The sequence below is a fragment of the Ancalomicrobiaceae bacterium S20 genome, assembly GCA_040269895.1.
In the GTDB taxonomy this organism is placed as follows: domain Bacteria; phylum Pseudomonadota; class Alphaproteobacteria; order Rhizobiales; family Ancalomicrobiaceae; genus Methyloraptor; species Methyloraptor flagellatus.
This window is the reverse complement of record CP158568.1, coordinates 227,627-247,306: the sequence shown is the minus strand read 5'-3', so window position 1 is coordinate 247,306 and position 19,680 is coordinate 227,627. Positions and strand designations below refer to the sequence as shown.

Annotated in this window: 16 protein-coding genes and 1 pseudogene; 6 read left to right on the top strand and 11 right to left on the bottom strand. The window is 66.1% G+C overall.

Translation table 11 applies throughout. The features are described from left to right. Window positions 1–30: 30 nt before the first annotated feature. The 7 genes from hydA to ABS361_01065 all read right to left on the bottom strand — a co-directional run bounded on the left by hydA (window position 31) and on the right by ABS361_01065 (window position 7,464). Window positions 31–1,464 carry a dihydropyrimidinase gene (gene hydA / locus ABS361_01095; protein ID XBY44931.1) on the bottom strand — a complete coding sequence of 478 codons (1,434 nt, stop codon included), beginning with the start codon at window positions 1,462–1,464 and terminating at the stop codon, window positions 31–33. 65 nt (window positions 1,465–1,529) lie between these two features. Next, the gene (locus ABS361_01090; protein ID XBY44930.1) at window positions 1,530–2,384 is read right to left on the bottom strand and encodes a GNAT family N-acetyltransferase; all 855 of its coding nucleotides are present in this window, start codon (window positions 2,382–2,384) and stop codon (window positions 1,530–1,532) included. A 4-nt stretch (window positions 2,385–2,388) separates the two neighbouring features. Then, complete coding sequence (locus ABS361_01085; protein ID XBY44929.1) at window positions 2,389–3,126, bottom strand: aspartate/glutamate racemase family protein; 738 nt, start codon at window positions 3,124–3,126, stop codon at window positions 2,389–2,391. 47 nt (window positions 3,127–3,173) lie between these two features. Beyond that, complete coding sequence (locus ABS361_01080) at window positions 3,174–4,064, bottom strand: ABC transporter permease (protein ID XBY44928.1); 891 nt, start codon at window positions 4,062–4,064, stop codon at window positions 3,174–3,176. A gap of 1 nt (window position 4,065) precedes the next feature. Further along, window positions 4,066–4,998 (bottom strand): ABC transporter permease, encoded by a 933-nt coding sequence (locus ABS361_01075; GenBank protein ID XBY44927.1) that lies wholly within the window; start codon window positions 4,996–4,998, stop codon window positions 4,066–4,068. 126 nt (window positions 4,999–5,124) lie between these two features. Next, window positions 5,125–6,417 (bottom strand): extracellular solute-binding protein, encoded by a 1,293-nt coding sequence (locus ABS361_01070; protein ID XBY44926.1) that lies wholly within the window; start codon window positions 6,415–6,417, stop codon window positions 5,125–5,127. 66 nt (window positions 6,418–6,483) lie between these two features. Continuing rightward, entirely contained in the window at window positions 6,484–7,464 is a 981-nt protein-coding gene (locus tag ABS361_01065) for an ABC transporter ATP-binding protein (GenBank protein ID XBY44925.1), read from the bottom strand. A 340-nt stretch (window positions 7,465–7,804) separates the two neighbouring features. On the opposite strand from ABS361_01065, the gene ABS361_01060 reads away from it, so the two are divergent. After that, on the top strand, window positions 7,805–8,542 hold the full coding sequence (locus tag ABS361_01060; protein ID XBY44924.1) for a GntR family transcriptional regulator: 738 nt from the start codon (window positions 7,805–7,807) through the stop codon (window positions 8,540–8,542). Between the two features lie 37 nt (window positions 8,543–8,579). Here the strand turns inward: ABS361_01060 and ABS361_01055 are convergent, their stop codons facing one another. Further along, window positions 8,580–9,470: a DMT family transporter gene (locus ABS361_01055; GenBank protein ID XBY44923.1), complete on the bottom strand. Its 891-nt coding sequence runs from the start codon at window positions 9,468–9,470 to the stop codon at window positions 8,580–8,582. A gap of 275 nt (window positions 9,471–9,745) precedes the next feature. Between ABS361_01055 and ABS361_01050 the strand changes: the two genes are divergently transcribed. From ABS361_01050 to ABS361_01030, 5 genes are all read left to right on the top strand, one after another. Further along, window positions 9,746–10,174: a hypothetical protein gene (locus ABS361_01050; protein XBY44922.1), complete on the top strand. Its 429-nt coding sequence runs from the start codon at window positions 9,746–9,748 to the stop codon at window positions 10,172–10,174. Continuing rightward, window positions 10,174–10,488 carry a hypothetical protein gene (locus tag ABS361_01045; GenBank protein XBY44921.1) on the top strand — a complete coding sequence of 105 codons (315 nt, stop codon included), beginning with the start codon at window positions 10,174–10,176 and terminating at the stop codon, window positions 10,486–10,488. Before ABS361_01050 ends, ABS361_01045 begins: the two co-directional genes overlap by 1 nt. 790 nt (window positions 10,489–11,278) lie before the next feature. Continuing rightward, entirely contained in the window at window positions 11,279–13,093 is a 1,815-nt protein-coding gene (locus ABS361_01040) for an ATP-binding cassette domain-containing protein (protein XBY44920.1), read from the top strand. 114 nt (window positions 13,094–13,207) lie between these two features. Next, complete coding sequence (locus ABS361_01035; GenBank protein ID XBY44919.1) at window positions 13,208–14,998, top strand: tetratricopeptide repeat protein; 1,791 nt, start codon at window positions 13,208–13,210, stop codon at window positions 14,996–14,998. Window positions 14,999–15,321: 323 nt separating this feature from the next. Next, window positions 15,322–16,659 carry a globin-coupled sensor protein gene (locus ABS361_01030; protein ID XBY44918.1) on the top strand — a complete coding sequence of 446 codons (1,338 nt, stop codon included), beginning with the start codon at window positions 15,322–15,324 and terminating at the stop codon, window positions 16,657–16,659. Window positions 16,660–16,771: 112 nt separating this feature from the next. Here ABS361_01030 and ABS361_01025 read toward each other — a convergent pair whose 3' ends face one another. From ABS361_01025 to ABS361_01015, 3 genes and pseudogenes are all read right to left on the bottom strand, one after another. Continuing rightward, a complete protein-coding gene (locus ABS361_01025) occupies window positions 16,772–17,833 on the bottom strand; it encodes an ABC transporter ATP-binding protein (protein ID XBY44917.1) in 1,062 nt (353 codons plus the stop codon). An 11-nt stretch (window positions 17,834–17,844) separates the two neighbouring features. After that, window positions 17,845–18,663, bottom strand: coding sequence for an ABC transporter permease subunit (locus tag ABS361_01020; protein XBY44916.1), 819 nt, complete (start codon window positions 18,661–18,663; stop codon window positions 17,845–17,847). Continuing rightward, window positions 18,660–19,484 (bottom strand): annotated as a pseudogene (locus ABS361_01015) (ABC transporter permease subunit). Before ABS361_01015 ends, ABS361_01020 begins: the two are co-directional and overlap by 4 nt. Between the last annotated feature and the right edge of the window lie 196 nt (window positions 19,485–19,680).

Sequence of the window (19,680 nt, the reverse complement as noted above, 5' to 3'; positions counted from 1 at the left end):
TCCGGATGACCTCCGCCGCGCATCGCCGGTTCAGAGATAGGTCCGCCCGGTCGGCACCGCGTAAGGTGAAAGCCCGCGCTTCAGGAACTTGCCGTCCGCCTTGGTGCCGAGGATCCTGCCCTCTTCGGCGACCACAGCGCCGCGCAGGATCGTCATGACCGGCCAGCCGGTGACCGCGATGCCTTCGAAGGGCGTGTAGTCGGAGCCGTGGTGCATGAGCTCCTGCCGGATCGTCTCCTTGCGGTTCGGATCCCACAGCACGATGTCGGCGTCGAAGCCGACGCCGATCGAGCCCTTTTCCGGGTAGAGGCCGTAGATCTTGGCGTGGTTCGTGGAAGTCAGCGCGACGAACTCGTTCGGCGTGATCCGCCCCTCGCCGACGCCCTTCGACCACAGGATCGGCAGCCGAACCTCGACGCCCGGGATGCCGTTCGGCACCCACTTGAACGAGGTCCGCGCCTTCGGATTGAGCTTGCCTTCCGAGCCCTCGTAGAAGAACGGGCAGTGATCGGACGAGAAGGTCTGGAACACGCCGCCCCGGATACCCTCCCAGATCGCCTCCCACGACGCGTGGTCGCGCGGCGGCGGCGAGCAGACATACTTGCCGCCGGTCTCGTCCATGTTGAGACCCTTGAGATCGTCGGCGGTCAGCGAGATGTACTGCGTGCAGGTCTCGCCATAGACCTTGAGCCCCTTCTGCTGCGCCCAACGGATCTGCTCCATCGGCTCGCGGCCGGAGACGTGCACGATCATGATCGGCACGTCGATCAGCTCGCCATGGCTGATCGCCCGGTGCGTCGCCTCGCGCTCGACCACCTGCGGCCGCGACACCGCATGATAGTAGGGGGCGGTCTTGCCGGCGGCTTCCAGCCGCTCGGTCATGAACTTGATCGAGTCGTAGCCCTCGCAATGGACCATCACCAGCGCGCCGCAGCCGCGCGCGCAGTCGAACACCTCGAGCAGCTGCCGGTCGTTGAGCACGAGGTCGTCGTAGGTCATGAACACCTTGAACGAGGTGTAGCCGTCGCCGACCAGCGCCGGCAGTTCCTGCCCGAGCACCGAGGGCGACGGGTCGGAAATGATCAGGTGGAAGCCGTAGTCGCAGTAGGACTGACCGTCGGCTTCCCTGTGATAGTCGGTCACCGAGGCGCGCAGCGAGGCGCCGCGCGGCTGCAGCGCGAAGGGTAGCACCGTCGTGTTGCCGCCCGCGATCGCCGAGCGCGTGCCGGTCTCGAAGCCGTCCGCCATTTTCGGGCCGCCGAAGGCGGGCTGGGCGAGATGGACATGGCTGTCGATGCCGCCGGGCATGACCAGGAGGCCCGAGGCATCGATCACCTTGGCGCCGCCTTCGATCTTGTCGGCGACCGCGACGATCTTGCCCGCGCGGATGCCGACATCGGCGCGGACCGTATCGGCGGCGGTCACGACGGTGCCGCCGCGGATGACGAGATCGTAGTCGGACATTGCGTCTCTCCTTGTTCTCAGGCGAACCGGCAGGGATCGGAGCGCGCGCCGCGCATCCGAGGGGATCAGCCGAGTTCGAAACTGGTGATGCCAAAGATGCGATCGAGATCGAGCGTCGGTGCCGGGCCCCGATACATGCGGGCGGTTTCGAACACCGGTTGAAGACCGTGACGCACCGCGAGCGCCACCGCGGCGCAATTCGGCTCCGGCGGATCGAGCACGACCGTATCGCTCTCGGCCCTCGCCGCGAGCGCGAGAAACAGCGCCTCGGCGATCACGGCCGTGTCGGCGAACAGCGGCCCGATTTTGAAGCCGGCCTCCGCCGGCCGGATCACGCCGTAGCCGCGCACCGCGCCGTCCTCGACGAAGGCGAGCGCCAAACGGCCTCCCGAACCGTCGAGCCAGGCGGAGAGAAAGGCGCCGCGATCCGCCGGGAACAAGGGCCGGTCATAGGCGACGACGGCCGGTGCGAGCCCGGTATCGACCGGCATGACACGCGGATCGATCGCCCCCTCGGACGTGACCCGCCCGGCATAGCGGACGTTGCGATGGGCGAGCACGAAGCCGGACTTGGCATAATTCGCCTGCTGGGCGACGACGCCATCGAGCCCGACCGTGCGGCCGGCGAGATACGCCATGCCGGCGTCCCAGATCCGCATCCCGTAGCCGCGGCCGCGATGCTCCGGCGCGACGATGTAGAAGCCGAGAAAGCCGAAGTCGGTGCCGTAGCGCACCACCGAGATGCAGCCGATCGGCGCCCCGTCGAGCCGGCCGATCAGAAAGCCGTGTGGGTCGGCGGCATGGAACGGTGCCGCGTCGCCGCGTCCGGGGTTCCAGCCTTCGGCGGCGGCCCAGCCGACCATCGTCGCGAGGTCGGTCGCGCTCGCCGTCGTCACCTCGAACTGGCCCGCCGCCGTCATCACCTCACCCCGGGTAGGCGTAAGCCGCGAAAGCGCCGGCATAGGGCTTTCTGAGCGGCGGCGTGTAGCCGCCGCGCTTCGAGGTTTTCACGCCGAGCTTGATCAGCCCTTCGGCGAGCGCCACGGCCGCGGCGACACCGTCGATCACCGGCAGTCCATGCTCGACCGAGAGATCGGCCGCGAGATCCGCCATGCCGGCGCAGCCGAGCACGATCGCCTCGGCGCGCTCTTCGACCTTGGCGGCCTCGATCTCGGCCGAGATCTTCGCTCGCGCGTCGGAACCCTCCTCCTCCAGCGCCAGCACCTCGAAACCGCCGGCGCGCACACGGGCGCAGCGCGAGGCGAGACCGTAGCGGACGAGATTGTGCTCCATGACCGGGATCGCCTGGGCGACCGTCGTGACCACCGAGAACTTGCCGGCGATCAGGCTCGCGACGTGATAGGCCGCCTCGCCGATGCCGATCACGGGCGAGGACACCGCGGACCGCGCGGCATCGAGCCCGGTGTCATCGAAACAGGCGATCACATGCGCCTGCGCCCCGGCCTTCTCGGCCTCGAGGATCCGCATCAGCATGCCCGGAATGGCGAAGGCCTCGTCGTAGTAGCCCTCGATCGACACCGGCCCGGTCTCCGGCTGGGTCGCCAGGATCTCGACGCCGGTCGAGGCGACCGCCCGCGCCGCGGCGGCGATCTTGTCGGTCATCGAGACGGTGGTGTTCGGATTGACGACGTGGATCAGCATTGCATTCTCGTTGTTATCGTATCGGCACGCGTTCCCCGACGCGCACCTCACACCATGCCGGATCCCGCATCCGAGCCCTGCTTCGCCTGCCGGTTCTGCAAGGCGCGGATCGCGAACAGCGCGGCGAAGATCACCACGAAGGACACCGCCGAGGTCACCGTGCCGAGCGCGTAGATGTCGGGCTTGGTCACGGTAGTGGTCAGGCCCTGCAGGTCGAGCGGCAGCGTGTTGACCTCGCCGATCACCTGGCTCGACCGCGCGATCTCGTCCCAGGACAGCGTGAAGCCGAACAGGCCGATACCGACCACCGACGGCAGGATGATCGGCAGCACGACATGGCGGAACGTCTGCCATGGCGTCGCGCCGAGGTCGCGCGCGGCCTCCTCGTAAGCCGGATTGAAGCGGTTGAAGATCGCGAACATGATCAGGAGGCCGAACGGCAACGTCCAGGTCAGGTGCGCGCCGAGGCCGGAGGTGAACAGGCCCATGAAGGTCGTGTGGGTATCGGCGAGCCACGACGGGCCGTAGTGGCGGACCACGTCGTCCATGATACGGAACTCGAGCGCGATGCCGAGCGAGGTGATGATCGACGGCACGATCAGGCTGGCGATCGCGATGTAGAACAGCGCCGCCGAGCCGCGGAACTTCTTGCGGAACGCAAGCCCCGCCGCGACCGAGATCGCGACCGTCAACAGCATCACCACCAGGCCGAGCTTGAACGACCGCAGGAACGACGCGCCGATCTTGATGATGCCGTTGCCCTCGTAGAGCTTGCCGAACCAGTAGAACGAGAAGCCGTTCATCGGAAAGGTGAGCCCGCCCTCCGGTCCCTGGAACGACAGCACGAAGATCGCGATCATCGGCCCGTACAGGAACAGGACGTAGAGCGCAAAGAAAAAGGCGAGGAAATAGAAGGCCTTGCCGCGTTCTCCGCCCATCTCAGAGCTCCTTGCGGATATCGACGAGCTTCGACAGCGCGGCGATGATGAGGAGGGTCACGCCGAGCAGGATCACGGCGTTGGCGGCGGCGGCGGGGAACTGCAGCGCGTTGAGCCGCGTCTCGATGATCTTGCCGGCCGAGGCGATCTGCTGGCCGCCCATCACGCCGACGGTGATGAAATCGCCCATCACGATGGTGATGACGAAGATCGAGCCGATCACGATGCCCGGTTTGGCGAGCGGCATGATCACGTTGACGAGCGTCTGCCATCCGGTGGCGCCGGCGTCATAGGCCGCCTCGATCAGCGACTTGTCGATGCGGATCATCGAGTTGAAGATCGGCACCACCATGAAGAACGTGAACAGGTGTACGAGCGCGAGCACCACGGAGAATTCGGAATAGAGCAGCCACTCCAGCGGCTTGTCGACAATGCCGGCACCGACCAGCCCCTGGTTCACCAGCCCGTTGCGGCCGAGCAGCGGGATCCAGGCGATCATGCGGATCACGTTCGAGGTCCAGAACGGGATCGTGCACAGGAGCGACAGCATGATCTGCCAAGTCTTTGACTTGACGTGGAAAGCCAGGAAATAGGCGACGGTGAATCCGATCGTCAGCGTGATGATCCAGACCAGGAAGCAGAGCTTCAGCGTCTTCGCGTAGGTCTTCAGGATCGTGCAGAGGTTCGGCAGTTCGGCGAGGCAACCCTCGAACGTGTCGGTGTAGCCGCGACCCGAGAAGGTCGGGATCATCTCGTATTCGTTGTAGTCCCAGAAGCTGACCATGACGACCAGCGCGAGCGGCAGCAGGAAGAAGAACGCGAAGACGAGCGTCATCGGCAGCGCCTGCGCCCAGGCGAGGAGCTGATCCGAGGCGCGATCGATCGGCGACTTCGACTTCTGAGACGGTCCGGCGGTCGGGGCGGCTGCGGCCATGATCGGTTCCCGGATACGAGAGCGAGATGCGGAGAGGTCCGTGCCGGGCGTCCCCGTCCAACGGGATGCCCGGCAGGAATTTTCGGGAACTGCGCGCCGGCGAGGCCGACGCGCGCGCTCAGATCATCAAGCGGCGATGAACTCGTTCCACTTGCGGACCATGTAGTCGTTCTCGTCCATGATGGCGTTCCAGCACGCGACCGATCCCATGCGGTCGTCGTAGGAGCCGCCGTCGCGGACCGCGCCGGCCTTCTCGAGCAGCGAGCCGTCCGGCGCCTTGATGTCCTTCTCGGCCGGCTTGCCTTCCATCCAGTAGGCCCACTCGTAGGGCTCCATGTGCGCCTTGGCGGTCGACAGCACGGCCGAATAGTAGCCCTGGCGGTTCAGGTAGGCGCCGGCCCAGCCGGACAGGAACCAGTTCACGAACTCGTACGCCCACTCGAGCTTCGCGCCCGAAACGCCCTTCGAGACGCAGAAGCCCGAAGCCCAGGAGCGATAGCCTTCCTTGAGCGGCTGGAACACGCAGGGAATGCCCATCGAGCGGACCTTGGTCACCGCCGGCGACCACATCGACTGGATCACGGTCTCGCCCGAGGCCATCAGGTTGACGGACTCGTTGAAGTCCTTCCAGAAGGCGCGGAACTGGCCGGCCTTCTTCGCCTCGGTCAGGATCTTCATGGTCATGTCGATCTCGGCCTTGGTCATGTTCCCCTTGTCCGGGTACTTGTACTGGCCGGTCGCCTCGACGACCATCGCGGCATCCATGATGCCGATCGACGGGATGTTCAGGATCGAGGCCTTGCCCTTGAACTCGGGGTTCAGGAGCTCGGCCCAGGACGAGATCGGACGCTTGATCAGGTCCGGGCGGATGCCGAGCGTGTCGGCGTTGTAGACCGTCGGGATCAGGGTCACGAACTCGGTCGGCGCCTTGGCGAAGGTCTTCGAATCCTTGCCTTCGAGATAGAGCACCTTCCAGGGCGCGGTGCCCTGATCGCCGATCTTCTTGCCGGACGGCAGAGCACCCTTGGTGAACACCGGGGTGATGTTGTCGAACTCCTTGATCTTCTTGGAGTCGAGGGCCAAGATATTGCCCGAGGGAACCAGCTTCTTCAGCGAGAAGTATTCCGTGTCGAGCACGTCGAACGAGTTCGGCTGCGTGATCACGCGCTTGGTGACGTCGTCGGTCGTCGCGGTGATGTATTCGATCTTAATGCCGGTGTCCTCGAAGCACTTCTTGCCGATGAGGTCACCTTCGTTGACGCCGGTGCCGAGGTAGCGCAGCACCTTCGGCTCGGCCGACTTCACATACGGGAAGCCGGTGATGGCGCCCGAGCCGGCGGCGAAACCGGCGATGCCGGCGGCGCCCTTGAGCACCGAACGACGGCTGACGCCGCTCGGCTTCTTCGTGAGATCCGTCATTTCCTTCTCTCCCCAAGTCGGCCGGCACCCTCTCCGGGCGGCGGCAAGCCCTGTCTTCCGTCTTCGTCACGCAAGCGGATGCGCGGCGGCCGCATCCCAATGGACGGAGACGACGTCTCCGACCTGGAACGGGTCGCGATCGAAGGTCGCTTCCGGCACGAGCGCGACGAGATCCGTCCCGTCCTCGGCCATGAGGTTCGCGTGGATCCACGCGCCCTGATATTCGACGTCGACCACCCGCGCCGGCCGGCCGGCGGCGGTATCCTTCGAAACGGAAAGGTGGTCGGTGCGCACCGCGACGAGCCCGTCGAGCGTGCGGATGACGTTGTGGCCGCCCATGAAGCGGGCGACGAACTCCGTCCTCGGCTTGTTGAAGACCTCGCGCGGAGAACCCTGCTGCTCGATCTTGCCGCCGTTCATCAGCACGACCAGATCGGCGAGCGCCATCGCCTCCTCCTGGCCGTGCGTGACGTGGATGAAGGTGATGCCGAGCTCGCGCTGCAGGCGCTTCAGCTCGGCGCGCATGCGCACGCGCAGGAACGGGTCGAGCGCCGACAGCGGCTCGTCGAGCAGCAGAATCTGAGGCTCGGTTATCAGCGCGCGGGCGAGCGCCACGCGCTGCTGCTGGCCGCCCGAGAGCTGCGCCGGCAGGCGCCCCGCATAGGGCGTCATCGCCACCAACTCGAGCAGCTTCAGCGCCTTCTCGTGCCGCACCGCCTTGTCGACGCCGCGCATCTTGAGCGCGAAGGCGACATTGTCGAGCACGGTCAGATGCGGGAACAGCGCATAGGACTGGAACATCATCGCCGTGCCGCGCTTGGCCGGCGGCAGCTCGGTGACATTGTGGGGTCCGAGCACGATGTCGCCCTCGCTGGCGATCTCGTGGCCGGCGATCATCCGGAGCGTCGAGGACTTGCCGCAGCCGGACGGCCCGAGCAGGCAGCAATAGGTGCCGGCCGGGATCTTCAGATCGATCGCATCGACCGCGACGGTCGTGCCATAGCGCTTGGTGACGGCGACGAGTTCGAGCTGTGCGGGTTCGGCCATGCGCCTCTCGCGGTCCCTGTCCGGTTCGCGCGGGCCGCCGAAGACGCCGACCCGCTGGTCCGCGACAGGGATCGCAAGCGGTGTGCCAAGACCGCATCGGGCGCACCGACTTGTAATTTCACTATGTTTGACAAAGCCTTGAAAGCGAAGCCCACCGCACCGGACCAATCGCGCGCCCGTGCCTCGTCCCACCGCTGCCGAAGATTCAGGCAGCCGCACACAAATTGATCCGAAACCGTATACAATCCGGTCGTTGCCCCGTCGGCGCTCGGGTTTATAAGGAAATCAGCGCTGCCGCGAACGCCAGCTCGCGGCGGCGGCGCAAGCGCGAGGGACGGAGATGACCGACACGACGGACACGTCGCTCCCCAACGGCGACGGCGGCAACGGCGACGGCGGCACGCGCGGACAGCCGGTCGATCGTGCCCAGCTCATCCACGCCGGCGTCGTGACCGCGATCCTCGAACATCGGCTCCTGCCCGGCACCAAGCTCGGCGAGGACGACCTCGGCCAGATCTACGGCGTCAGCCGCACGATCGTCCGCGCGGCGCTGCAATCGCTGGCACACGAGGGCATCGTCGTGATCGAGAAGAACCGCGGCGCCTTCGTCGCCCACCCGAGCGTGCAGGACGCCCGCGAGGTGTTCGAGGCGCGAAAACTGATCGAGCCGGAGATCGCCCGGCTCGCCGCGCACCGCCGCGCCGCCTTCGGCGACGATCTCGCCGCCCATCTCGCGGAAGAACGCGCCGCACTCGAACGCGGCGACGACCGCGCCGCGATCCGGCTCTCCGGCGAATTCCACCTGCTGGTCGCGCGCAAGGCCGGCCACCGCCTCTACGAGAGCCTGCTGCGCGAACTGGTGGCGCGCTCGTCACTGGTGATCCTGCTCTATCGCAGCCGCCGCGCCCGCGTCTGCGGCACCGACCACCACGAGGTGATCGCCGCCGCCATCGAAGCCGGAGACGCCGAGCGCGCCGCGCACCTGATGGTGCACCACCTCGACGAGATCGAGGACGGCCTCGACCTCGTCGAGGAGGAAAAGGCGGTCTCGCCGCTGTCGGACATTCTGGGCGCCTGAACCGGGCCCTGCCCCGGACTGCAACCCGGACCGGGCATCACCCGTTCAGCACCCCAACGACACCCGCGAGCAGCAGCACGATCCCAAAAATCTCGCGCGGGCTCGCCATCTGCTTCATCAGCGTGCGCGAAACGGCGGCCGAGAACAGGATCTCGACGAGGCCGAGCGTGCGCACATGCGCGACCGGCTCGAGCGCGAAGGCGAAGAACCACAGTTGCGACGCCCCCGCGCCGATCGCGCCCGCCGGCATCGACACGCGCCAGGCCTTGAGCAGCTTCGACAAGGCACCGCGATCGGTCGCGATCAGATATAGGCTGAGCAGCACGGTCTGGATCGCGAGACCGGTCATCAGCGTGATCGAGGCGGCCGGCAGGAAGCCGAGGCCGCTCGCGATGATGCCGCCCTTGAAGCCGACCGACGAAAGGCCGAACAGCCCGCCCGAGGCGATGCCGAGCGCCGCCGGCCGGAGCGTGCCCTCGGTCGTGCCCTGCTTGGGCCAGCTCATGATCATGACGCCGGCGGTCGCAACCAGGATCGCGCCGACCAGCCAGGGCGTCGGCACCTCGCCGAGCACGAGCATGGCGAGGATCGCGATCTCGATCGGCTCGGCCTTGGTATAGGCGATCGCGACCAGGAACGTCTTCGTCCGCATCGCCGCCAGCATGAGCCCCGTCGCCAGCGCCTGCGCGACACCGCCGAGCGCGGTCCAGGCGAAGAACGACAGGCTCGGCACGAAGGGCTTTGTGCCCGTCGCCGCGAACACGACCACGCAGAGCAGGATGCCGAACGGCAGCCCGTAGAGAAACCGCACATGCGTCGCGCCGACCGTGCCGACCTCGGCGATCAACCCGCGCTGCAAGGTATTGCGCAGCGTCTGCCCGAAAGCGGCGACGAGGGTCAGCGGGATCCAGAGATGGCTCGACAGCATGGGGCGCGCGGGTCCGGTTCGGAGGTGCCCACCCATGGCATGAATGCGGGACCGGCGACAGCGCAGCGCCGCAGGTCTGGCATCCTCGTCATGGTCGGACGAGAAGCGGCGTCCGCGATGCGGCGTTCCGAGCGGTTCGCGAACTCGATCCGACCTGGCTGCCGCAGGCGTCGCTGAATGCGCCCACCCCGTGGGGCGAGATCGTCCGCCTGCGTTCGGAGCGCGACGAGGCCGAGATCCGGCTCAACGCGCTGATCGGCGGCCCGTCGGGCGCCGTGCCGCCGGGCTTCGTACCCCGCGGCTTCGCCAATCGCGAAGCCTTCGAGGCGTTCGGCGACACGCTCTATCGCGGCTTCCGCAGGGCCGGCTGGACCGACGTCGAACTCTACCTGCGCGGCAGCGCCGTGACGGGCTATCGTTGGAGGGATGGCAGGCCGTTCGACGAAAGAGGAGAACGGAGCGACTTGGACATTGCGGTCGTCAGTCGAGAACTGTTCGAACGCGCGGAAAGGCTAGGCCAGGTCAGGAACGACCGATGGTCGGAACCGCTGAAGAGAAAAGATCTCATTCCCTACAATCTTGAAGCACTGCAGAAAAATATCGCTCAAGGAACCAACCGAGACATATCTTTCATGTTCTATAGAAACACGACATCACTCACGAAACGGGACCAACCATACGCAAAAATAGAAGGAACTAAATAATGGCAGATATCGTATTCGAAGCCATCGGCAGTGACATTGAAGAGATCGCCAACACGATCTCAGACATGACAGAGCGAGCATATACGGCACGCGATAACGATTATTATCATGTCTATTTCTCATGGGACACTGAAGAATATTACGCAGGAATAAATTTGATAGAAAACAAAACATATTATGATGAAATCGGGCTCAACTTCCCGGAGTATAAATTTGCTCAATTTTTAGTTTTTTCGCATTCAGATGAAGAAACTGAGAAGTTTTTTAGAGTTCTTGAACTAAGATCGGACATGTTTAAGAAATTAAAGCCATGATACCTCACCGAGCAGCAATCATAGCGCTATTTAACCCGGCACCCGTGCCGGGTTACCACTCATGCGGGTTACCACTCATGCGGGTTACCACTCATCATGAAGCTCCATTTGACAGCCACAAACGTCAAAACGTTAGATGGCAGTGCGAACGAGATTAGTTTATCGATACCCATAAATTATTCTATATAAATTCGACAATAAGTTGCAAAATACCATAAATATCTCAAATAAAAAATCAAAATAACCTCAAGATTTTCTTAAATGATGAATCCAATCAATTTCGATTAACAAGGAAAAATTTGAAATTAACCAGCCAGTATTGAGATTTTACATTGGAAATAGTCAGAAGCAGCAGACGGAAGTGCGAGCCTCGTACCCCGCGGCTTCGCCAATCGCGAAGCCTTCGAGGCGTTCGGCGACACGCTCTATCGCGGCTTCCGTAGGGCCGGCTGGACCGACGTCGAACTCTACCTGCGCGGCAGCCGGATCTTTTTCGCCAGCTGAAACCCTGAAACCAATCCATTTTCAGTCGAATCCCAGCCCGGCGCGCGGCATGCCGGGCTGAACGCCGCCCCAGATCGCGGCCCACAACGCCACGCCCACTGTGCCCCGCGCAAGCCGCGCAGCTAGGACAAAATTCCAATCCCGCCGATCTCTCGCATACCTCGATCTGTGCCGCGATGCCGCTCCGGCCATCGTCGCGCACCATAACCACCAACGCATGCCGGCCTCCGCCCTCCAGCCCCCTTCCCCGTGGCGGTCGCCGCAAAACTCGGCTAAACCCCGCGCCATGGCTGCCCCTCTCCTCACCCTTCGCGACATCGGCCTCACCTTCGGCGGCAATCCGCTCCTGGAAGGCGCCGAACTCGCGGTCGCCGAGCGCGACCGCATCTGCCTCGTCGGCCGCAACGGCTCGGGCAAGTCGACGCTGCTCAAGGTCGCCGCCGGGCTGATCGAGGCCGATCGCGGCGACCGCGTCGTCCAGGGCGGCGTCACCGTGCGCTACCTGCCGCAGGAGCCGGATCTCTCGGCCTTCGCGACCACGCTCGCCTATGTCGAGGCCGGCCTCGGCCCCGGCGATGATCCGTTCCGCGCGCGGCGCCTCTTGGAGGATCTCGGCCTGACCGGCGAGGAGGATCCCAAGCGCCTCTCCGGCGGCGAGGCGCGCCGCGCCGCGCTCGCCCGCACGCTCGCCCCCGAGCCCGACGTCGTGCTGCTCGACGAGCCGACCAACCACCTCGACCTGCCGGCGATCGAATGGCTCGAAGCCGAACTGAAGGGCATGCGGTCCGCGCTCGTGCTGATCAGCCACGACCGCCGCTTCCTGGAAAATCTGTCGCGCGCCACCATCTGGCTCGATCGCGGCCGTACCCGCCGGCTCGATCGCGGCTTCGCGAGTTTTGAGGCCTGGCGCGACGACCTGCTCGAGCAGGAGGAGAAGGAGCGCCACAAGCTCGATCGCAAGATCGTCGCCGAGCTCGACTGGCTGCGCTACGGCGTCACCGCGCGGCGCAAGCGCAACGTCCGCCGCCTCGCCGAACTCGGCGCGCTGCGGGAGAAGAAAAAGACCGAACGCCGCGTGCAGGGCACGGTCAAGATGGCGGCCACGGAGACCGAGGTCTCCGGCAAGATCGTCATCGAGGCGATCGGCTTGTCGAAGGCCTACGACGGCCGCGCGATCGTCAAGGATCTCGACATCCGCATCGCCCGCGGCGACCGGCTCGGCGTGGTCGGGGCGAACGGCGCCGGCAAGACGACGCTGATCAACCTGTTGACAGGCCAGCTCGCGCCCGACGCCGGGACCGTCAAGCTCGGCGCCAACGTCGAGATGGTCACGCTCGACCAGAAGCGCGAGGCGCTCGACCCGAACGCCTCGCTGCGCCATGCGATGACCGACGGGCGCGGCGACATCGTCACGGTCGGCGGCGAGTCGCGCCATGTGATGAGCTATCTGAAGGACTTCCTGTTTTCGCCCGAACAGGCAGGCACGCCGGTTGGCGTGCTGTCGGGCGGCGAGCGCGGCCGGCTCATGCTCGCCCGCGCCCTCGCCCGCCCCGGCAATCTGATCGTGCTCGACGAGCCGACCAACGATCTCGATCTCGAAACGCTCGACCTGCTCGAGGAACTGCTCGCGGATTACCCCGGCACCGTCGTCGTGGTCAGCCATGACCGTGACTTCCTCGACCGCGTCGCGACCTCGGTGATCATGAGCGAGGGCGGCGGCCGCTGGACCGAATATGCCGGCGGCTATGCCGACATGGTGGCTCAGCGCGGCACGGGCGTTTCCGCACGCGTGATCGACAAGCCCGCCGCAGCGCCGAAATCGTCCGATGCACCGAAGCCCGCCGCCGAGGCCCCGGCGAAGAAGCGCAAGCTCGGCTTCAACGAGCGCCACGCGCTGGAGACACTACCGGCGCGCATCGCCACACTGGAAGCCGAACTCGCCAAGCTGCAGCAGGTGATGGCCGATCCTGCGCTGTTCACGCGCGATCCCGTCAAGTTCCAGAAGACCGCCGACGCGATCACCAAGGCCGAGGCCGAGCGCGCCGCCGCCGAGGATCGCTGGCTGGAGCTCGAAATGCTGCGCGAGGAGCTGGAGGGCTGATCGCGCGCGGCGGACGCCGCCCTCCCGGTCCGCGGCCTCCTCTGGCGTTCGCAGGTCGGTACGGTCACTGTCGTTTGCATGACGCATCGACCGATTCGGCAGCGAGGACCGGCCGTGACCGATCTGCCTGAGACCCATTCCGCCGCCGACAGCGCGGCCGCCGAGGCCCCTGTCGTGGCAGTCGCCAAAGCAGCGGCACAGGCCGATGCAGGTCCGGGCGACGTTCAGGCGCGCCTCGCCCGCGCCGCCGACCTGCACCGTGCCGGCGACATCGCCGGCGCCGAAGCGGGCTATGTCGCCGTGCTCGCCGATGCGCCCGACAATGCCGACGCGCTGCACCTGCTCGGCGTCGTCCGCCGCGTCCAGGGCAAGCCCGACGAGGCGGTGCGGCTGATGCGCCGGGCGATCGATCTCGGCGCCGAGACCGATGGTGTGTGGGCGAACTACGCCAATGCCTTGCGCGATGCCGGCGAGCACGAGGCCGAGGTCGCCGCGCTCGACCGGGCTCTGGCACTCGGTGCCGATCCCGCGAGCCTGACCAGCCGCTTGGTCGCGGCCCTGGTCAAAGCGGCCGAGACGCTGGGTGCGGCCAAGCGCAAGGCCGAGGCGCTCGCCCTCCTGCAACGTGCGGCAAAAATCCGGCCGAAGAGCGCCGATATCCTCGATCGCATGCTGCCGCTGCTCGCCGACGCCGACCGGCTCGCCGGGCTCGAGGTCGCCGACCGCTCGTGGCGCCTCGCCCCCGATCCGACCCGGCAGCGCAATCTCTGGGAGCTCTGCCAATGGGCCGGCGCCGAGGTCGCCCCGACCCGCGCCTTCCTCGCCGCCCATCCCGGTCGCCCGCTGCTCGGCATCGCGGAAGCAAATGCGCTGCGCCGCGACGGCCAGGGCGCGGCCGCCGAGGCGGTCTATCGCAAGGTGATCGCGACCGAGCCGAACCAGCCCTTCGCCGCCGGTCGCCTCGCGATCCTGCTGCTGTCACAGGGACGGACCGAGGAGGCCGACCGGCTGTTCCGGACGACCGACGCCTTCGGCCCCGGCCGCATGGAGGCGATGCACTTCGCGCGCGCCTTCCACGAGGATCTGGCGCGCCGCCCCCTGCCCGGCCTGCCCGAGATCGTCCGCGCGCCCTCGCGCGTCGGCGACACGGTGATCTTCGCCGGCTGCGACGGCAGCTATTTCGATCGCTACGCCAGCGCGCTGATCCATTCGGCGACGGTGATGAGCGGCATCGCGCCGTCGTTCCATCTGCACGTCGTCGATCCTCCCGCCGATATCGAGGATCGGATCGCCCGCTGGGACGACATGCTCGGCAATCCGGGCATCGCGCTGTCGGTCGAACGGGTCGGCGCCGACCGGTTCGAGCGCGAGACGCGCATCACGACCTATGCCTGTGCGCGCTTCCGCGTTTTGCCGGCGCTGATGGCCCATTATCGCCGGCCGATCCTGATGCTCGACACCGATCTGATCGTGCTGCGCGACATCGGCGACTTCGTTCGCGGCGCGCGCGAAGGCGACATCGCCGCCGTCTCGGTCGACCATGCGCGCTTCGAGCCGTGGAACTGGTACTGGGCCGACGTCATGCACTTCGCGGCGACGCCGGCCGCGCGCACGGTCGCGGCACGCGTGGCGCGCTACTGCGACCATTTTCTGGAAGCCGGCCTCGCCCGCTGGTTCCTCGACCAGATCGCCATCACCGCCGCCCTGCACGTCCGCCTCGAAGACGAACCTCGCGTGCGCGTCATTCGCGTGCCGAGCGACGTTCACCGGCTGAATATCGAGATCGTGGACGGCAGAGACAACGTCCCGCCGGAAACAGTGCTGTTCTGGTCGGCACATGCCAGCACTGTAAGTAGTGCGTATACGCTTGGCGTGCCACGTTATGCCGACTGGCTACTAAGCTGACATATTAGATCAACAGCAATGCTCAGACATAAATGCGCCGTCTAGTTTTTTCTCACACCGGCAAGGCTTGGCCAGTCAGCCAAAATACCAGAAATCGACCCGATGATGCTGGTGTTTACCTTACGAGCTCCGCCAGAATGACGTAAGTGTTTTCTCATATACTGACAGATTTCACGTATACGAAAACTCAGACATCAACACTTCGCCCTAACCAAAGGGAACACTTTAACCAAGCATAAACTGGCCACACGGCAAAACTACCAAGCAATCTCGCGTGTCGCCACCCGGCACTTCAGACTTGCAGGAAGGACCGAGGGGGATTCATGTCCGGACAGAACTACGATATCACCGACCGCTTGCGGTTCCTGCGCATCGGAAACACCGAGCGCGAGGCGTTGCGATCTGTCTGGAAGATCATCGAGCCCCATCTGCCCACCGTGCTGGCCGGCTTCTACACCCATGTCGGATCCGAGCCGAAGCTGGCCGCCAAGATCGGCAGCCAGCAGGGCCGGCTGATCTCCGCCCAGTCGAACCACTGGAAACACCTGTTCAGCGGCAGCTTCGACACGGCCTACGCCGAGAGCATCCGCCGCATCGGCCTGACCCATCACCGCATCGATCTGGAACCGCGCTGGTACATCGGTGGCTACGCCTACGTGCTGTCGTCGCTGACCGAGGTGATCATCGCCGCGAACCGGATGCGGCCGAAGCGGGCGGCCGAGCAGCTGCGCGCCGCGCAGCTCGCCGTCATGCTCGACATGGATCTGGCGATCTCCGTCTATCAGGACGTCCTGATCGAGGAGCGCCAGCGCCGCGGTGAGGCGCTGAGCAACGCCATCAGCGACTTCTCCAGCTCCGTGCGCGAGACCCTCGAGATTTCCGCCGGCGCCAATCGCAGCCTCGGCGATTGCGCCACGCGCCTGCAGGACATCACCGCCGCGACCCGCAACCAGATCGTCGGCATCGAAGGCGCGGCCGAGACCACCGCGACCAACGTTCAGGCCGGCGCCGCCGCGACCGAAGAGCTCGCTGCCTCGATCCGCGAGATCAGCGCCCAGTCGAGCCGCACCGCCCAGATCGCCCGCAACGCCACCGGCAGCGCGGAGGCGGTCAGCGAGGCCGTCGTCGGCCTCGCCGAGCGCGCCAAGGAGATCGGCGACGTCGTGCAGCTGATCTCCGACATCGCCGGCCAGACCAACCTGCTCGCCCTCAACGCCACCATCGAGGCCGCCCGCGCCGGCGAAGCCGGTCGCGGCTTCGCGGTCGTCGCCCAGGAGGTCAAGGCGCTCGCCGAGCAGACCGCCAAGGCGACCACCGACATCTCCGGCCGCGTCACCACCATCCAGCAGGCCACACACCAGAACGTCTTGAAGATCCGCGAGATCGCCGAGGTGGTCCAGGAGATCAGCCATATCTCGACCTCGATGGCCGCCGCCGTCGAGGAGCAGACCTCCGTCACCGCCGATATTGCGCGCATGGTTCAGGGCACGGCTGAGAACACGCGCAGCGTCTCCAACAATCTCGGCGCGCTCGGCGAGACGATCCAGTCGACTGACCATGCCGCGACCGAGGTCTCGGGCGCCCGCTCCCGGCTCGAAGAACAGCTCGGCCGCCTCGGCCAGGAGATCGAGCGCTTCCTGTCACGCACCAACGCCGCCTGATCCCCGGCGCGGTCGACCGCTGACGCGCAACGATCGAGGCCGACCCGAACAAAAAAGCCCGCCCGAGCAGATCCTCGGGCGGACTTTTTGTTTGGTCGATCGCCGCGCCCGCTCAGGCGTCGGCAAGCACCAGGACGTCGCGCGGGAAGGCCACGGTCGCGGCCGCGCCGCGTTCGGGAAGCTGCGAGCTCGGGCTGTTGAAGCTGTCGAGCGAGATCACCGTGTCCTGACAGCGCACGCGGATGCGGACGATCGGGCCGTGGAAGCCCACATCCTCGATCACGCCGTTCAGTCGGTTGGCGTCGCCGGTGCCGTCGCAGAGCCGGATGCCCTCGGGGCGCAGCGCCAGCGTCGCCTCCTCGCCCGTGCTGCGGCCGGGGAACCCGCCGGCCACGCCGATCTCCTGATCGGCGACCAGCAGGCGGCCCGAACCGGCATCGAGGATCCGGCCCTTGAGCAGATTGAGCGTGCCGACGAACGAGGCAACGAAGCGCGTGCGCGGGAAATTGTAGATCTCGAAGGGTGTGCCGACCTGTTCCATCCGGCCCTCGCTCATCACGACGATCCGGTCCGACATCGACAGCGCCTCTTCCTGATCGTGGGTGACGAACAGGGTGGTGATACCGAGCTCCTTCTGCAGGGCCCGGATCTCCTCGCGCAGCGACACCCGGATCTTGGCGTCGAGCGCCGACAGCGGCTCGTCGAGCAGCAGGATCTTCGGCTCGACCGCGAGCGCGCGCGCGATCGCGACGCGCTGCTGCTGGCCGCCGGAGAGCTGGAACGGGTAGCGATCGGCGATGTGCGGCAGCTTGATCATCTCGAGCATCTGGCCGACGCGCTTGGCGATACTCGCCTGCGGCCGCTTGGCGATCTTGAGCCCGAAGCCGATGTTCTCGGCGACGGTCATGTTCGGGAACAGCGCATAGGCCTGGAACACCATGCCGACGTTGCGCTGGTTGGGCGGCAGACGCGCCACCTCCTGGCCGTCCATGCGGATCGAACCGGAGGACGGCGTCTCGAAGCCGGCGACCATGCGCAGCACGGTGGTCTTGCCGCAACCCGACGGACCGAGCAGCGACACGAACTCGCCGCGCTCGACGCCGAGATCGAAGGCCTTCACCACCTGATTGGCGCCGAAGCTCTTCTTGAGGTCGGCGATCTCGAGATAAGCCATGCGGGATCCCCTCAGCGGGCCGGGCTCGCGCCCCGGGCGCGGCCGACGATCTGGATCAGGCCCATGCAGGCCCAGGTGATGAAGAAGGCGATCAGCGCCAGCGCCGACGGCTCGAACGGCTGGTTCGCGCCGATCTGCTGCAGATAGGTGCCGAACACCGGCCGGGCGAGCAGGCTCGCGAAGGTAAACTCGCCGATGACGATCGCAAAGGTCAGGAACGCGCCGCTGAGCACGGCCGAGCGCACGTTCGGCAGCACTACGCTGATCAGGATGCGCAGGTTGCTCGCCCCGAGGCTCTGCGCGGCCTCGGTCAACGTCTTGACGTCGATCGCGCGCATGCCGGTGTCGACCGCGCGATACATGTAGGGCAGCGCCAGCGTCGCGTAGCCAAAGGTGAGCAGCACGTCGGTCGCGAACGGCGACTTGTTGAACGGCGACCACGGCGTCGACAGGTAGAGCCGGCTATAGCCGAACACGATGATGATCGCCGGCACCACCAGCGGCAGCAGCGTGACGAACTCGACCGGCGAGCGCCAGCCCGGCAGCTTGAGCCGGATCAGATAGACCGTCGGCACGACCAGCAGCACGCCGATCGCAATGGCGGCGACCGCGAGGACCATCGAGCGGAACAAGGCGATCTGGAAGTCCGGGCTGCGGAACGACGACACGAAGGCGTCGAAGCTGTGCGACTTGCCGAGGAAGACCCAGCCGGGCGGCGCGCCGTTCGGCATCTGCCGCATGGCGTATTCGAGCGTGGCGATCAGCGGCACCACGAAATAGAGGAACGCGAAGGCGATGATCACCCAGGCGAACAAGGATCTCGGCTTCATCGCGTCCACCTTTCGCTGCGGGCGCGCAGCAGGATATAGCCGCCGCTGGTGAGCGTGGTGATCACGACCATGCCGAGTGCGATGGCATAGCCGAGACCCGGATTGTTGAGCACGTCGCCGCGGATCTGGGCGAAGAGCTGAATCGGCACGATGGTCAGCGACGAGCCGGTCAGCGCGTAGGCGGTCGCGACCGCACCGAAGGCATTGGCGAACAGGAGCAGCGTCGCGCCGAGGATGCTCGGCCAGAGCACCGGCATGGCGACATAGCGCCAGTAGTGGAAGTTGGTGCCGCCGAGCACGGCGGTCGCCTCGCGCCACTCGCGCTTCAGACCCTCGAGCGCCGGCACGAACACGAGCACCATCAGCGGGATCTGGAAGTAGAGATAGACGATCGACAGGCCGGTGAACGTATAGAGATTGAAGCCGGTCGCGTTGAAATTGATGCCGAACCAATCGCGCAGCACGAAGGCGACCAGGCCGACGCGGCCGAGCGTCGCGATGAAGGCGAAGGCGAGCGGCACGCCGGCGAAGTTGGACGCGACGCCGCAGAAGGTCATCACCGCGCCGCGCACCCAGCCCGGCAGGCCGCCGAGCACGATCGCATAGGCGACGAAGAAGCCGAAGAACGCCCCGCCGACCGCCGAGACGGCGCTGATCTCGATCGACAGCAGGAACGACTTCAGGATCGATTCCTGCCGGAAGATCTCCGCGATGTTGTCGAGCGTGAAGCCGCCGCCCCGCGCCTCGAAGGCATGCACGAGAAGCAGGCCGGTCGGCCAGATCAGGAACAGGATCGCGAAGGCCGCGAAGGGCAGCATGCCGGCCACCGCCCAGACGAGCGAGGCATCGGGGGCTTTCGCGCCGGCCGATGCCGGCGGGACCGTCTGGGGCGAATGGACCGGCGGGGGCGCGGCCGGGCGAAACGTTGCGTCTGTGACGGACATGCTCAACCGCTGGCGCGAGGGCGGGGACCGGAAACGACAGCCGCGCGGAGCGAGATCCGCGCGGCCGGAAGGC

Bases quoted from the DNA above. Each gene is read 5' to 3' on its own strand.
- ABS361_01085 (XBY44929.1), bottom strand. From the start codon at position 3,126: ATGCTGATCCACGTCGTCAATCCGAACACCACCGTCTCGATGACCGAC.
- ABS361_01055 (XBY44923.1), bottom strand. From the start codon at position 9,470: ATGCTGTCGAGCCATCTCTGGATCCCGCTGACCCTCGTCGCCGCTTTC.
- ABS361_01030 (XBY44918.1), top strand. From the start codon at position 15,322: ATGTCCGGACAGAACTACGATATCACCGACCGCTTGCGGTTCCTGCGC.
- ABS361_01080 (XBY44928.1), bottom strand. From the start codon at position 4,064: ATGGGCGGAGAACGCGGCAAGGCCTTCTATTTCCTCGCCTTTTTCTTT.
- ABS361_01060 (XBY44924.1), top strand. From the start codon at position 7,805: ATGACCGACACGACGGACACGTCGCTCCCCAACGGCGACGGCGGCAAC.
- ABS361_01045 (XBY44921.1), top strand. From the start codon at position 10,174: ATGGCAGATATCGTATTCGAAGCCATCGGCAGTGACATTGAAGAGATC.
- ABS361_01075 (XBY44927.1), bottom strand. From the start codon at position 4,998: ATGGCCGCAGCCGCCCCGACCGCCGGACCGTCTCAGAAGTCGAAGTCG.
- ABS361_01020 (XBY44916.1), bottom strand. From the start codon at position 18,663: ATGAAGCCGAGATCCTTGTTCGCCTGGGTGATCATCGCCTTCGCGTTC.
- ABS361_01025 (XBY44917.1), bottom strand. From the start codon at position 17,833: ATGGCTTATCTCGAGATCGCCGACCTCAAGAAGAGCTTCGGCGCCAAT.
- ABS361_01090 (XBY44930.1), bottom strand. From the start codon at position 2,384: ATGACGGCGGCGGGCCAGTTCGAGGTGACGACGGCGAGCGCGACCGAC.
- ABS361_01070 (XBY44926.1), bottom strand. From the start codon at position 6,417: ATGACGGATCTCACGAAGAAGCCGAGCGGCGTCAGCCGTCGTTCGGTG.
- ABS361_01065 (XBY44925.1), bottom strand. From the start codon at position 7,464: ATGGCCGAACCCGCACAGCTCGAACTCGTCGCCGTCACCAAGCGCTAT.
- hydA (XBY44931.1), bottom strand. From the start codon at position 1,464: ATGTCCGACTACGATCTCGTCATCCGCGGCGGCACCGTCGTGACCGCC.
- ABS361_01040 (XBY44920.1), top strand. From the start codon at position 11,279: ATGGCTGCCCCTCTCCTCACCCTTCGCGACATCGGCCTCACCTTCGGC.